The 13,800-nt window shown below is 39.1% G+C and carries 15 protein-coding genes and 1 tRNA gene; 7 read left to right on the top strand and 9 right to left on the bottom strand.

Annotation, left to right across the window (positions count from 1 at the left end; genetic code table 11):
- Nucleotides 1-44: 44 nt before the first annotated feature.
- From ACTNBF_RS06280 to ACTNBF_RS06265, 4 genes are read right to left on the bottom strand one after another with little or no spacing between them, the layout of a single operon-like run.
- Nucleotides 45-1,010: an Arm DNA-binding domain-containing protein gene (locus tag ACTNBF_RS06280; RefSeq protein ID WP_441088908.1), complete on the bottom strand. Its 966-nt coding sequence runs from the start codon at nucleotides 1,008-1,010 to the stop codon at nucleotides 45-47.
- Nucleotides 1,011-1,012: 2 nt separating this feature from the next.
- The gene (locus ACTNBF_RS06275) at nucleotides 1,013-1,210 is read right to left on the bottom strand and encodes a hypothetical protein (RefSeq protein ID WP_024853999.1); all 198 of its coding nucleotides are present in this window, start codon (nucleotides 1,208-1,210) and stop codon (nucleotides 1,013-1,015) included.
- Entirely contained in the window at nucleotides 1,207-1,425 is a 219-nt protein-coding gene (locus tag ACTNBF_RS06270; protein WP_008393122.1) for a hypothetical protein, read from the bottom strand. The genes ACTNBF_RS06275 and ACTNBF_RS06270 overlap by 4 nt, the downstream gene beginning before the upstream one ends.
- The gene (locus ACTNBF_RS06265; RefSeq protein ID WP_008705329.1) at nucleotides 1,418-1,645 is read right to left on the bottom strand and encodes a hypothetical protein; all 228 of its coding nucleotides are present in this window, start codon (nucleotides 1,643-1,645) and stop codon (nucleotides 1,418-1,420) included. Before ACTNBF_RS06265 ends, ACTNBF_RS06270 begins: the two co-directional genes overlap by 8 nt.
- A 628-nt stretch (nucleotides 1,646-2,273) precedes the next feature.
- On the opposite strand from ACTNBF_RS06265, the gene ACTNBF_RS06260 reads away from it, so the two are divergent.
- The 7 genes from ACTNBF_RS06260 to ACTNBF_RS06230 all read left to right on the top strand — a co-directional run bounded on the left by ACTNBF_RS06260 (nucleotide 2,274) and on the right by ACTNBF_RS06230 (nucleotide 9,564).
- A complete protein-coding gene (locus ACTNBF_RS06260) occupies nucleotides 2,274-3,434 on the top strand; it encodes a MarR family transcriptional regulator (protein ID WP_427738668.1) in 1,161 nt (386 codons plus the stop codon).
- 1 nt (nucleotide 3,435) lies between these two features.
- Complete coding sequence (locus ACTNBF_RS06255; RefSeq protein ID WP_288859631.1) at nucleotides 3,436-3,966, top strand: hypothetical protein; 531 nt, start codon at nucleotides 3,436-3,438, stop codon at nucleotides 3,964-3,966.
- Between the two features lie 245 nt (nucleotides 3,967-4,211).
- Nucleotides 4,212-4,748, top strand: coding sequence for a DUF5697 family protein (locus ACTNBF_RS06250; protein WP_288859629.1), 537 nt, complete (start codon nucleotides 4,212-4,214; stop codon nucleotides 4,746-4,748).
- Complete coding sequence (locus ACTNBF_RS06245) at nucleotides 4,745-5,416, top strand: DUF6100 family protein (RefSeq protein WP_427738667.1); 672 nt, start codon at nucleotides 4,745-4,747, stop codon at nucleotides 5,414-5,416. The genes ACTNBF_RS06250 and ACTNBF_RS06245 overlap by 4 nt, the downstream gene beginning before the upstream one ends.
- A 140-nt stretch (nucleotides 5,417-5,556) precedes the next feature.
- Nucleotides 5,557-6,663 carry a hypothetical protein gene (locus ACTNBF_RS06240; protein WP_427738666.1) on the top strand — a complete coding sequence of 369 codons (1,107 nt, stop codon included), beginning with the start codon at nucleotides 5,557-5,559 and terminating at the stop codon, nucleotides 6,661-6,663.
- Nucleotides 6,653-8,620: a VirD4-like conjugal transfer protein, CD1115 family gene (locus tag ACTNBF_RS06235; protein WP_427738665.1), complete on the top strand. Its 1,968-nt coding sequence runs from the start codon at nucleotides 6,653-6,655 to the stop codon at nucleotides 8,618-8,620. The genes ACTNBF_RS06240 and ACTNBF_RS06235 overlap by 11 nt, the downstream gene beginning before the upstream one ends.
- Nucleotides 8,621-8,637: 17 nt before the next feature.
- Nucleotides 8,638-9,564 carry a S1 RNA-binding domain-containing protein gene (locus tag ACTNBF_RS06230; RefSeq protein WP_427738664.1) on the top strand — a complete coding sequence of 309 codons (927 nt, stop codon included), beginning with the start codon at nucleotides 8,638-8,640 and terminating at the stop codon, nucleotides 9,562-9,564.
- A gap of 43 nt (nucleotides 9,565-9,607) precedes the next feature.
- On the opposite strand, the gene ACTNBF_RS06225 is transcribed toward ACTNBF_RS06230, so the two are convergent.
- The 5 genes from ACTNBF_RS06225 to ACTNBF_RS06205 all read right to left on the bottom strand — a co-directional run bounded on the left by ACTNBF_RS06225 (nucleotide 9,608) and on the right by ACTNBF_RS06205 (nucleotide 13,641).
- Entirely contained in the window at nucleotides 9,608-10,558 is a 951-nt protein-coding gene (locus tag ACTNBF_RS06225) for an abortive infection family protein (protein WP_288859615.1), read from the bottom strand.
- 42 nt (nucleotides 10,559-10,600) lie between these two features.
- A tRNA-OTHER gene (locus tag ACTNBF_RS06220) sits at nucleotides 10,601-10,699 on the bottom strand.
- A complete protein-coding gene (locus ACTNBF_RS06215) occupies nucleotides 10,690-11,478 on the bottom strand; it encodes a hypothetical protein (RefSeq protein ID WP_288859613.1) in 789 nt (262 codons plus the stop codon). The genes ACTNBF_RS06220 and ACTNBF_RS06215 overlap by 10 nt, the downstream gene beginning before the upstream one ends.
- A gap of 818 nt (nucleotides 11,479-12,296) precedes the next feature.
- The gene (locus ACTNBF_RS06210; protein ID WP_288859611.1) at nucleotides 12,297-13,061 is read right to left on the bottom strand and encodes a hypothetical protein; all 765 of its coding nucleotides are present in this window, start codon (nucleotides 13,059-13,061) and stop codon (nucleotides 12,297-12,299) included.
- A gap of 19 nt (nucleotides 13,062-13,080) precedes the next feature.
- A complete protein-coding gene (locus ACTNBF_RS06205) occupies nucleotides 13,081-13,641 on the bottom strand; it encodes a hypothetical protein (protein WP_441088907.1) in 561 nt (186 codons plus the stop codon).
- Nucleotides 13,642-13,800 lie beyond the last annotated feature (159 nt).

Genomic DNA, 13,800 nt, shown 5'->3' with positions numbered 1-13,800 from the left:
GTCCGAAAGAAAGGATGAAAATAAAATCCAAACCTTTTCAGGTGTTATGTACCGCATTTCCTGCGCCATCTGCAAAAGGTTTGGATTTTATTTAAGTTTGGATATCGGAGATCATGAAGTCGTATCCGCTTTACACCAGACCGCTCGATTCCGGTAGCCATACAATGTTCCATATGCGATTTGGTAAACCGAAAAAGTCTTTCCTTTTTCATAATTCCATACAAATGACTGCAATACTCCCTAAATTCCTCTGCAAGAAAATCCGGCATCGTAATCACACGGATACTCTTTGGAGTTTTCGGCTGCGTGATCATATCCTTTCCTTTCAGTCTCTGATAAGATTTATTGATTGATATGGTTTTCTCTTCAAGATTGATGTCATTATAAGTAAGTGCAAGCAATTCACCGATACGCATTCCGGTCCAGTACAACAAAAGAAACGCCATTCTTGTCTCCGGCTTATCACTTACTGTTTCCAGAAAAGCATTGAACTCTTCCTGCATCCAGAAGTCCTTCGGTTCTCCTTTACTCTTGCCAATCGCTCCTGCCTTCCTGCAGGGATTATCCTGCAGGTTATAATACCGCATTGCATAATTGAAGATTGCAGTCAGCTGGCAGTTCACTGTTTTCAGATAAGTAGGAGAATATCCTTTTCCATTCTTATCCTTATACGTCAGCAACTCATTCTGCCATGCACGGACGTCTGCCACCGTAATTTCACTGAGAATCTTCTTTTCAAAATAAGGCTTGATTTTCAGGTCAATAATATATCGCTTCGTGTACATAGTGTTTTCTCTAAGACGGACATCCATATCTTTGTAATAAATCTCCAGAAAATTTCCAAATTCAATATCCACACCCTGGCTCTGCTGTTGCAGGAAATCTCTTTCCCATTCCTTAGCTTCACCCTTGGTCCTGAATCCTCTTTTCTGTTTTCTTTTCCGATTTCCCTGCCAGTCTTTGTAATAGACCTGTACTTTCCAGTTTTTTCCTTCTTTGTAAACCCCCATTGCTAATCCTCGACTTTCATGCCATAAATCTTTTCTGCCAGGAATTTCGTAGAGATTTTTCCAGCTACTACAATATAGCCTTTTGCCTTCAATTCTTTGTTGTATTCTCGCATCAGACTATATGCATAAGTTTTTGAAACTCCAAGAATTGCACACACATCATCCACATCCATATACATTTTTTCCTGCATCATACTCATACCGCTTTATCCTCCTTCAAATACTGCTCAACATGTTCCAGACCATAGATCTTGTCCTCTACATAGCGGGTTGGCACCCGACCGAGAATCACATAATAGTTCTTGCTTGCCAGATCGGCATTCATTCTTTCCACTACCCGGTAAGCAAACGAAACTGATAATCCAAAGAGTTCTGCAATGTCTTCCACTGATAAATACATTTTTCTCTTACGCATGAAACCATTCCTTTCCCTCTTCCTGTGGAATCTCACAAGTATCTTCTACTCCGTAGAAACGCTTCACAAAATACTTTGTCGGAACTTTTCCTCTAAGCGTCAGGTAGCCCTGTTCTTCCAGTTCCTTGTTCAGATTTCCGATGATTTCATAAGCCGATGTCTGTTTTACTTCCAGAAGTTCACATATATCGGCTGCCTTTAAAAATAATTTATTCTGCATAATCAGTACCTCCTGTGTTTTGAATATTTATCTCTTCATATACTCTGTACTGGCAGATGCAAAATCGGACATCATTTTCCGAAATTTATCAAATTTTCTTGTTTTTTAATTCTCCATCAGTGTGATTACTGTGTCATGGAGTTTAAGCTCATCGAAAGTAAAGAACCTTTCTGTGGTATCTGTTTTCTAAATGCAGGCAACAAAAAAACAGTCTGCCTTGACGAAAATCACTTCAATCAAAACAAACTGTTCTTCATATTTACTCTAATTTTATTTTATGAGAATAACCGATTTCACGAAATTTGCAGGTGAATCTGGAATATAAACAAGAGAAAAAAATAATTTTTAAACTCCATTTGCACTCCATTTGGTCTTTTCGACACCCCGCAAAGCCTTTATTTATGGGCTTTTCCGCGATTTTTCAAGCTACTCAAACTCCAGTTTGACGGTAAGCAATATAAAGCAAAATCAACGATTTTAAGCCATTTTCAGGCAATATTGGATAGTTTGAAATAGTATGAAAAGATATCAAAAATGCAATAGAAATGCAATGAGGTACACCTGATTCACTATCAAAGAATCGTATCCGGAGGTACTTCAATACCTTTTTAGAATGTGAGGTTATTTTATGGACTATCAATTAGAATTAAAACAAATTGTGGATTTCCCACGTTGCAGAATCTACAGAGATTTTATACGATCACTTGTTGCTGACAAGAGCATCCGCACAAACGGAGGCTCTTTTCTTTTTTACTATATCGTTCTTTGCTCCTATGCCAATTACCGCTCGTCTTATCGGCGAATGGAGAATATTACCTACATGATAGGTCCCGGCGAATGGATCTGTACTCTTTCCGATCTTCAGACATGGTTTCGCTGCCGGTTCCAGCATCAGGCAGTCTCTATCCTGGATTTATTGGAGAAGCAAAATTGTATTACATACTCTCTTCTTGGAAATAAGAAAATCGTAAAATTTAAGATCACTGACTGGGCAAAGGACAATACCGTTCTGGAATACAACTGTCCCTGCAAAAAGGATGATGGATTTTTCTTTTTCCCTATTGCAAAAGTCCATGAACTTATCAGCCTGGGGAAATGCTCAGAGATGGATATGTTACTGGATATGTGGATTCATGCTATATACAATGATCCAACCGTGCAAGGCTCTTTCTCTGCGCCTGTTGTTTATTACCGAAATAATACAGGCAATCCCCTGACCAGCTTCCAGTCTCTTGGAGAACGTTGGGGACATTCAAAAACCACTATATCACGTATCTTAAAAAAATTTGAAGAGTTAAACTTCATCACTCTTGTTAGTTTCAAAGGCAAACATGGTAGCATAATCTATCTTAACTACTACCTGTCTGTAATGTTTGACATCAGTGATGTAATGATAGACAAGGAGGAAATCGCTATGAACATGCAACTGCCAATCCACGTACCTGAAATCGAAGAAGAAGTCTGCGTTTCAGAAACTGTCACGGAAGAACAAATCACCGTTCCAGAAAATGAGTCCTGCGTTCCGGTTTCTCACATGAAATTTATCATCAAAAAAGTCGCAGAACTACTGCAAACACAGGGGATTCCGTGTTGCGAATGCTCCAAAACCAGGTATATATTATCTCCTTTATCAGCCTGCATAGATACAGTTAATCAATATACACTAAATATTATCTGTCCTTACGGAAAAGCTGCATATCGGTTTGAACTGACTGTCATGCCAGAAGAAAAACCTGCCGTTAACCTGCCTGCTGAAACATATATGACTACTGCGAAAGGGGGTGAATAGAATGGCTGGAAACAAAAAACAAAGCTATGCGACTCCTGAAGAAGATCCCCGCTTCCACGACACTTACAAGTTTCTGCGAAGATACCGGGATGCCACATACAGCCTGAAGGTAGTGGTCCGGCAGTTAGAAGCGCAATTCCGTATGGAATATGGAACCAGTGTGGATGATTTTCTAGATTCCGTTTATGCTGCAGGGGTAGAATTATCCGGAACTGACATAGCAGAAAGGGCAAAAAGCATTGAGCGGAGTAACAAGATGTTGAAGCTATTAGATTCTTCCGTTGATCTTCTCCGTAACAATCATAAGCACGGAGAACAGTATTACTGGATTCTCTATTATGCATTCCTATCTCCACAGGAACTGAAAAACACGGATGAGATCCTTGAAAAGCTCGAACCGCATATCAGCAATATTTCTTACCGTACCTATTACCGGAAACGTCACGCAGCTATTGAAGCGCTGAGTACCATTCTCTGGGGTTTTACTGCGAAAGAAACCATTGAAATTTTGAATCAATTTTTTCCAGAATAGCCATCGTCACGAAAATGGCATAGTATTGGCCTGCTAATGCGATTGAAGGGAAAAAATACCCATGTTAAAATGAGTATTGCTTATAGTTTTCTTATTTACCAGCACCCTGACCGGTGCTTTTTTTGTACCCGAAAACCGTACTGACAGCAGGCCACTATCTGTACGTACACCATACGCACAGAATCCTATACGCAGGCTGTACGTATAGATATACGTACAATTACAAATACGAAGGGAGACCATCTATGAAAACACGAGAACAGATATATAAAGGCGAAGGGGCAGCCCTTCTTCGGATTCTCACTACATATCACGCCTTGCATTATGAACAGGTGCTGCAACTTTTTGATAAAAACAGAGACTCTATCAAATCTCTCATCACCAGTTTGACCAAACAGGGGCGGATTTACCATGATAAAGAACAGCATTTACTATGTGACACTGAAGAGTCTGCCAATTCACCAGATATGGGAACTATTGCTGCCTTCTGGGTTCTGCTGGATTTTAAAAAGGCACTCATCTACCATACCAGTGGTGATTTTCCCGTTAAATTACATTTCTTTTCCCATGATGAAACCTATGAAATCATTTATGTTGCTAATGGGCAGGAAGCGTTGATGAATCATGTGTTTGAAAGTATTCCTCCAAGAGAAGCATTACGAATCATCATCATTGAATCGGAAAAACAAGCGGGAAAACTTACAATTGATGGTGTGATTGCCTACTGCATGGTCACCCCTGATGGCTCTGTCAGCTACTACAAAAAGAAAGAGGTTTTATGAACGCAAATACACGAATCATATTTCAGAGATTACAGGGTGTGGAAAGCGAAATAGAAAAGCTCAGAAACACCCTTTTTGCTTTGAAAACTACAGACATTGAAAAATATGGTGCAAATTATGAAGCACTAAGCACCGATGCTGCCTTACGATCAGAACGTATCACCTGCCAGCTCAGGAATCTGGTCTATATCAATGATTTCTCTGGCAAGAACAGTTATCTAAAACTTGCTGCAGACGCACAGGGAATCGCTATTTCACAGGAACAGGAGATTTTGTCTATTACCCTTCCAGGACTTCTCCCCAAAAGAAAAGTCCGCACTAATATGGCATTTCTTCATGAGCCCTTGAATTATGCTCTGCAGGAATATGTAAAAAGCCACGACTTGGCTCTGTATAAAGACTGTGTGGTCTGCTTCAGCCAGATTTATAATCGTACTCTTTCCAGCCAAAGGGTTCGTGACTATGACAATCTGGAATTCAAGCAGATTCTGGATACGATAGCAACTTACGTTTTATTGGACGATACTGGATTGTACTGCGATTCCTATCATACAACAGAATTTGGTAATGCAGATTCGACAGTTGTCTACATCATGAAAAAATCTGCCTTTCCGGATTGGGTGAAAGCGCATAAAGAGCTATTGGAAACCATATCGGAAATTTCCTGATTTTCTTACCTAATTTTTCCGACATAGGTAAAAAGAGGATTGAAGCATTATATTTCCATGCTTTTTCTACCAACTGACAAAAGCCATTTTACCCAAGTACAGGCTAACATCGGTAATAATTGAATTGAGGTGATACTTATTTGCTAAGACCAGACACTCAGAAATTCAGGCTGCTGGAACTTATCGGAATCTGTGGGGAATTTCCTTCGGATCAACTGAATCGGCTTTTTACAAGTCCTTCTTATGCTGAAAAAATCATCACTGAACTGAAGGCTGAAAAGCTCATTCGCCCCCACTATAAGGATAAACTCAGAGGATACCGACTGACCAAACGTTCCAAGGAACTGCTCCTCGCCTACTATCCTGACCGCTTCCACTGCTATCTAAGTGGAAATACTGAGACTAATGTTATCCGAAGCGAACCGTCACGCCGCATCCGTCTTCATCAGAAGGCACAAACATACCTGACGTTGCTCCATGCCGGAATCCCATTTTATCCGGATGGAAAACCACATATTTTTTCTGTGGAACGCGAAGCTGCTTCCATCCATATGCGAAGCCTTCCTTTATTTTATTCTTCCAGAGAGATTAAAGAACTTGGGGCGGCAACAACAAAAATCAAAAATTCGCGGAGTATGGGAATCCTGATGGCATCCCATTGCATCTACGTCATCTACAATACCGGAAGTGGAGTCCTCAAGTGGGAGTATAAAACTGAAGTGCGCCTCAATGCATTTCTGCAGCATTATCTGCAGGGATATCCTTACTCCGGACATCCGAAAATTCGTGCAATTATGCTTGGTGACAATATGGAAACTGCTTTCAAACTGCTGACCAGCACTGGTGGCTACAAGCGAAGCCTCTTTATGCTGGACACATCGTTTGAACATTTCCATTATCTTCCCAACGATCTTCAGGGGGAAACATTGATGCAGCTATTAGCAAACCCGGCAATGACAAAACAGCTTAACGAATTATTGCTATCGGATATGAACGCTCGCCAGGAAGAAATACCACTGGAGCATGATGCAGTAACCAAAGATGGAAACCCTGCACTTCTTGCTTATGATTTTGACATGCAGCGAATCAATCGATTCAATACCGGACTGAATGTTTACGGCCTACACGGAAACCTGATCTGTTTTGATTTCCAGATCCCGGTTCTCAAAGAATACCTCACAGCAGACATTCAATTCTCCAGTATTGACCTTAACAAATTCAGAAGGGGGTTTTTACATGAACCGTAAATGGTGGAAGCTCATCTATCTGCTTCCAATCTGCCTCTGCACGCTCTATGCTGGCGGCTATGTGGCACAATTTATTTATAACTACCAAACCTGGAGTGCTGCCGGAAACTTTGCTGGCAATGGTACTTACCCACAGACAGCCTCCCTACATCCAAAAGCCTGCCTTATGGCATTGACACGATTTCCATATAACCTGTATGGGATTTTTTTATGCCTTCTTGCCTTTGGTCTACTAACTTTCTTAGTGATGCGGATGGGATATGACAGAAATGGCGAAATTTTTGATAAAGAGCGAAATCTAAACTACTCTACCAAAGGTACCTATGGAACTTCCGGATTCATGACTCCAGATGAGATGCACAAAGTTCTGGAACTAACTGATCATGTGAAGAAAAATAAGGGAACAATTCTTGGCAAGCTAAACGGAAAAGCGGTTTGCCTTCCTTATGAAACACGCATGAATCGAAATGTTGCAGTTTACGGTGCTAGTGGTTCCATGAAATCCAGAGCTTATGCAAGGAATATGATTTTTCAATGCGTTACTCGTGGAGAAAGCCTGATTATAACCGATCCAAAATCAGAATTATATGAAAGTATGGCAGGATATCTGGAGAACGAAGGATATACTGTGCGGTGTTTCAATCTGGTCAACCCAGAAAACTCAGATGCCTGGAACTGTCTGATGGAAATAGACGGTCAGGAAACTATGGCCCAGGTATTTTCGGATGTCATCATTCAAAATACCGGTTCTGCCAAAGGGGATCATTTCTGGGATAATGCAGAATTAAATCTTTTAAAAGCACTGGTTCTTTACGTGGAACAAGGATTTCCACCAGAGTCCAAAAATATCGGTCAGGTTTATAAATTGCTAACACTGAGTTCCGAAAAGGAACTAAATAGTCTTTTTGACCTGTTGCCTGTATCCCATCCGGCAAAAGTGCCTTACTGCATCTATAAGCAGGCAAGTGATACAGTAAGATCCGGCGTAATCATCGGTCTGGGTGCCAGGCTGCAGGTTTTTCAAAATAAACTGATCCGACAAATCACATCTTATGATGAGATCGACCTGACACTTCCGGGAAAAGAAAAATGTGCATATTTCTGCATCACTTCCGATCAGGACAGTGCCTTTGACTTCCTGTCATCCCTGTTCATGACTTTCGTATTCATCAAACTGGTACGATTTGCAGATAAGCATGGTAAAAATGGGCGTTTGCCGGTCCCAGTTCATATCCTGGCAGACGAGCTTGCCAATACAGGTGCCATTCTGGAACTGAACAAAAAGATCAGCGTCTGCCGATCAAGGGGACTAAGCATTTCCTGTATCTTTCAGAACCTGCCCCAGATGCAGAACCGTTATCCATATAACCAATGGCAGGAAATCATCGGGAATTGTGATACCCAATTATTTTTAGGGTGTACAGATGAGGTCACTGCAGAATTCATAAGTTCTCGATCCGGCGATATTACCGTAGGTGTCAGTTCTGAAGCAAAGCAACTCAATACCTGGCGGGTATCTGACTATTCTCCGGAATACAGAAAAACCCAATCCATTGGAAAACGTAAACTTTTAACCCCAGATGAAATTCTCCGTCTTCCACTGGATACCGCTCTGGTCATTCTACGCGGGCAAAAGGTTTTGAAAGTAGAAAAATATGATTATACCCTGCATCCGGATGCCAAAAAGCTTGTCACAAGAAAAGCATCGGAACATATTCCAAAATGGCGAGAAAATGGACAGACAGAAGAATATGACTACCTCCCAAAGCCACAAGCAAAATCTCAGAAACGACGTGCATATACACCATCAAAAAAGACAAAAGAATCGGTCCTCCCGATTCAGGACCCCGTCTATCAGGAACCAGATTATGATGACTTTCCAAAAGATCTATTAAAAGATGACTGGCAAAATTCGTCTGAAATGGTTCCTTTAGATAAAAATTCCATCATGTCATAAACGAAAGGAGAACATTTATGTCAAACGAAATGATTACCAACACTACTGTATTAACTCTTGATTCCGATACCGTATTGGAAACTGCCCAGTCAAAGGCGGATCTGATCTGGCATGAGATCCAGAACGCATACCGTACCAGGAAGATCCTGACTGGTATGTTCGGCGGAATTGAAAAAACGGAAACCGGCAACCTGATCGCAATTATTTACTACAAAGATTTCCGGACTGTCATTCCAGTGACAGAAATGATGATCAATCTGGTACAGGATGATGCCCATGATTACGGGGAACTGTCCCTACGCCAGAATAAGATTCTCAACAATATGCTCGGCTGTGAGATTGATTTTATTGTAAAAGGACTGGATGCGAAGACGCGCAGCATTGTAGCAAGCCGTAAAGAAGCCATGCTGAAGAAACGGCAGATTTTCTATCTGGAGAAAGATGCAAACGGTACCCCAAAGGTACACGAAGACCGTGTCGTGCAGGCAAGAGTCGTTGCAGTTGCAGAAAAAGTGGTACGTGCTGAAATCTTTGGAGTGGAAACATCCATCCTTGCCCGTGACCTTTCTTTCGACTGGCTCGGCGACGCCAGAGAACGCTTTCATGTCGGTGACCATATCCTGGTACGCATACTGGAAGTAAATGCAGAAAATCTGGCACATATCACTGTCCGGGCAGATGTAAAAAGTGTGGAAGGCAATACCAGCAAAGAAAATATGAAGAAATGTAAAGTCCAGGGCAAATATGCCGGCACTGTAGAAGACATTCACAAAGGTACCGTATTTGTCCGGCTCTCTATTGGAGTCAATGCCATTGCCCATTCCTGCTATGACAGCCGTACCGTTGGTAAGAAAGATAACGTGTCCTTTGTAGTGACTCATATAGATGAAGAAAGGAATGTGGCAGTAGGAATCATTACCCGGATTATAAAGCAAAATATATAAAAATACAGGGAGCATACCATCGATATGCTCCCTGTATTTAGCGTTAATGCTCTTTCTGTGAAATATGAGTTTCCCATAAAAACCAACAAACAGAAGCTGCTGCTCCAACTGCTAATCTTGCATGCCGACCTTCAAGTCCAGAAAAACTATTTGATTTTCCATGGCCTGAACCATACGGATTTCTCAATTCAGCCAACCCATGCGGAATAGCTGAAAGATTAGCCAAAATACGTCTAATGGTATCTTCTCCTTGAATCCCATTTGGGACATTGTCTGGCAACAAATTTAGAATCTTACAAGTTTCCTTTACAAGCTTTGGGACTTCCCAATTTTTATCAATTTCTTTCTTATGCTCTTCTAATATTGTTTTACAGCAAGATTCTACTATCTCTTTTGCTTTACCAATTGCATCTGTGGGATTACTTGATATAGATTTTTGCATTTGATCAATTTGCTGTTGTAAATAATCAGAGTCAAAAACATCTTTTAAAGCTTCCGTCTGAGCGGATATAACCGTTTCTGCTGATCCTATTACTCTCCATCCTAATACCGGTTTATTTCCAAGTCTTTTAACCTCATACAACTCATATCCTTCTGTTTTTAACAGATTAGATATTTGCCTATAAAACTCAGCTTCAGCCCAATCTTCGTCTTCAATTGAATGTCGTGCTACCGCCGGATGAAAGATTTCACATATAAACCTCAAATAAGTTTCATCATTTCCATTCATCAAGCCAAATCTTTCATCTGTAAAAACCCACTCATCTTCCCAATCTCCAAATCCAACGTGCGTTGCAATATCTCCTTTTGCCGTATGATACCTTGAGTCATATGATGGAAGTTCATCCAAATTATATAATCTTTGCAAAAATTCAATATCATCAAGACGTCCATGCCATGAGATATTTCCTGTTTCACCATATTGCATTGATACACCACATGAAAATAAATCCTTTATATCTCTTTTCGTCACTTCACTGATCTTGTTTGACAATCATTTATTCTCCTTTCTCATAAAAAATATTCTATATAATAACGGCTCGATGTGGAATCGAACCACATACTTCCCCTTCATAAATGCATTATTATAAATGCACTTATGAAGGGGGACGTCTTACCAATTGACTATCGAGCCTTAACATATTCTATCAAACGACTCATTTGACCATCTAATGAATCATCTAATTTAAATTCTGTGTTTAAGTATGAAATAATAGCTCTTGCGCATCTCTGATCGCTATATTTGCGCCACACCTTTTTTTGAGATTCAGGAACATCTTCAATAATTTTTTCATAATCATATACAATTTGATTGAATAAATATGTTGCAACTTCAACACATGAGCGTGAAAACATAACAAAATCATCAAAAGATATTTTTTCATACTCATTAGGTGCTGATAATTTTGCAAACTTAGCTTCCGTTTTAAAATTGTATTTCTGTAACTTTTTATATTCATTTACATGTGAATCAATATCACACAAATCATGCACAGCTGTGTTTCTAATCAGTCGATAATATTCACAGAGTTCAGAAATAGGTCTCAAATCATCTGGTAAATTACCTTTTAAAACATTTTTCGTAACACATGTCAACCAAGAATCTTCTTTTTGTTTTTCCTGATAGCCACCTTTTCCATATTTTTTCACTTGATTATAAGCTTCCTTCAAAAATGTTTCAAAACACAAATGGACATTGACAATATAACTTCTCGAGATAGCATTAACCATCTTATCAGCATCATAACAAGTTAATGTTATTGAATTTTTTATTGCTAATTCAACAAATTCCTCTCTCGTTTCTAATGCTTTTTGATGTTCAGTAACAAAGCATCTTTTTCCCAATTCAACGAACTGATTTATGGCACAATATTGTCCTAATATTTCCTTAAAATTATTCAATATATTTTTCATTACAATTGTCCTAATACATGAATCGAAGAACTACTCTTTAGATATTTATCAATTATCTCACATGCAGATTTTCTTCCATACCTACACTTTGCGAGAATATTCCACTCATCACTCAATTTCCCAAAATAATCCCCATTCTCTAACAATCTACATTATGTTTTATTATACTCTCTTTTTTTTACCGCTGCAATCATCCCTCTGACTTTCTCCCATTTTCCTCCAACACCGGAACATAAACTACCGTAACTTTCCGTTCCTCCTCTCCATCATAAATCTCCACGCATAAACTCTCCACATTATATGAGCTATTATTACATTACAAGGAATAGAACTCCAGTAAATAAAAATCCAACAGACATAATTCTCTTGGTTCATTCAACTGCTCATCCATTGTCATTGATATCTGACTGTGTTATACTTAGCAAGTATAATTGAACAAGGAAGAATGCGGATGCAATTTCGAAACGCCCTCTAGTTTTTAGAAAGAGGGTGATGCCCATGAACACAATGGAAGTTCTTACTTTACTATTAGTAGTTTTTGCGGCTTTGACCTACATAGATAACCGACATAATAAGAAATAGCATCCACGATAACCCTAGGAAAGTTTGATGGATGCTATGTCTTAACATAGAAATAAATTAAATTTTACTGAGGGCATCAGATCTTGCATCTGATCACCTTTCTTAAGTAAATTATACACTGGGGGATGAGAGAAATCAAGTCCCCCTTTTTTCTATTCAATCTATGGAAACTTAGGATGTAAATATACCAAATATGATTTAAAAAGGATTGCCACCAACATCAACAGCACTCTTCCTCACATGTTGGGATAAATATATACAGTTGCAAATCCTTCATGCTGTTTATTCAAATCAGCCATTATTCCATTGGGATTTCCAATTCGCCCTTCTGGATCATATACAAAACAAACAAGTCTCTCACAATCTGGATGCACTTTATATCTGTCCACATCAATAATAAGCTGATCACCTAATTCTTTATCGTCCAGCCCTCTCCGAGTCTTTTTGACTTCTATTACTATCTTTTCATTTTTCAAAAGGAAATCCACTCTTGCACATTTGCCTGCATATGAAGGAGTCCATTCCTCTGCTCTTATATCATCAAAATATAACTGTAATAAAGCATGAAGCAAATCCTGCACATCGTATTCGTCTTCAATTTCAAGCGTAGGCTTATTATTATATCTATCTCTTAGCTGTCTTGCCACTTTATAAAAACGTGAAAATATTCTTTCCAGAACACCATCCACATCAATCTCTTTTTTCTCTTCAAGAGAGATATAGCCTTTTTCCAGATAACTCTTTACATTTCCCAGTGTCTGAACGCAAATCTGAGCATTGGTGAAATCACTGTCTCTTAATTCAGAAAACGTCTTTACATACTCATGTTCTTCTGGCAAAAACATTTTTAAAAATGTCAAAGTTTTTGTGCGCCAACTATAATATATTTCTTCTTCCACAAACGTATAAACACCCATCTCTTCTGTCCACTTAGTAGACAACACCTTTTGGCCCTCTTTATTCAACTCATCAATTTCTTCTAATACCATCTGTCTATCCATCTATTTTCTCCTATAATCTCTATTCAAAATTACCAATCCGCCCATATGTCTCCATAGAGTATTTCAGAGCTAGAAAAATCGGTTCTTTGAGTTTATACACATGCGTATCATACCCATGAAGAGTAACTTCCTTACCAGTAGTATAGTCTATTGCAGTAGTGGTTTTTGGTGTTCTCTTCTCCATAGACACTACCCAATCCGATTGATACAGGCTATCATAAGAAAAATATCCACCTTTAGAAATCGGCTGATTATTTGTCTCAATAAATTTTCTCAAATCTGCCCTATCTGCTTCGCTTAGTCCATCCACCTGATCCCAGAGTATTTGCATGGCTTCTTGATTTTGCTTTTTATGATATTCCTCTGATGATTTGCTTAAATAAAGTTTCCTTTTAAAACTCCTATATGCATGTCGAAAATAATTGATTATAAGTATGTATGCTACAACACAAACAGCCAAGCCCCAATATATATTCTGCGTTCCAAATGGTAGCATATTGATCCAATCTTTAGGGGCTTTGCTGATTGTAAGAATTCCTGCTACAAACGCAAGCAACAACGTATTTCCATATTTGTCCATTAATTTGCCGATCAATGATAATATTTCCTTTACCAATTTACTTATTTCTCCTTTGTTATTTTTTCAAATTCAATAGTCTTGGTCTTTCCACCTGTTCTTCTTATCAATTCATACTATCCAACAATTTTGGTCAAATCAGCAATTTTTCTTCCGTAATCA

This window comes from Bariatricus sp. HCP28S3_A4 (assembly GCF_052066395.1).
GTDB lineage: Bacteria > Bacillota > Clostridia > Lachnospirales > Lachnospiraceae > Allocoprococcus.
The sequence above is the reverse complement of the archived record's forward strand: the minus strand, read 5'-3'. Positions and strand labels throughout refer to the sequence as shown.